The sequence below is a fragment of the Paraburkholderia sp. RL17-381-BIF-C genome (assembly GCF_046026435.1).
Taxonomy (GTDB): domain Bacteria; phylum Pseudomonadota; class Gammaproteobacteria; order Burkholderiales; family Burkholderiaceae; genus Paraburkholderia.
Genome location: NZ_JARESX010000239.1, coordinates 1 through 383, shown reverse-complemented (window position 1 = coordinate 383; position 383 = coordinate 1). Strand labels below are relative to the sequence as shown.

At 58.0% G+C, this 383-nt stretch carries 1 pseudogene; it reads right to left on the bottom strand.

The window, feature by feature from the left end:
* Positions 1-383, bottom strand: a pseudogene (locus P0D70_RS36865) (hopanoid biosynthesis associated radical SAM protein HpnJ); the annotation flags it as partial.

The following is a 383-nucleotide window of genomic DNA, read 5'->3' as shown; positions in this document are numbered from 1 at the left end:
GCGCGCAGGAAACGGAAGAATTCGACGCCTTCACGCAAGCGCCGCTTCATCATGTCCCAGCTCGTCAGCATCTCGCGCAGGATTTCCCAGATCTTCGACGGCCGGAAATAGAAATGCTTATAGAAGCGTTCGAGCTGGTTATAGATCTCGTCGCGCGAAAGATGCGGATAGCCGATCGCCGCGAGCTGCACGCCCGACTTGCTGACGAGGTTGATCACCTTGTTCTCTTCGAGCCAGCCGTTTTCAACGGCCTCGTTGTAGAGCCTGGTGCCGGGATACGGCGCGGCGAGCGACACCTGGATCGTGTGCGGATTGATCTCCTTGGCGTATTCGATCGTCTTCTGGATCGTGTCCTGCGTCTCGCCGGGCAGACCGAGAATGAA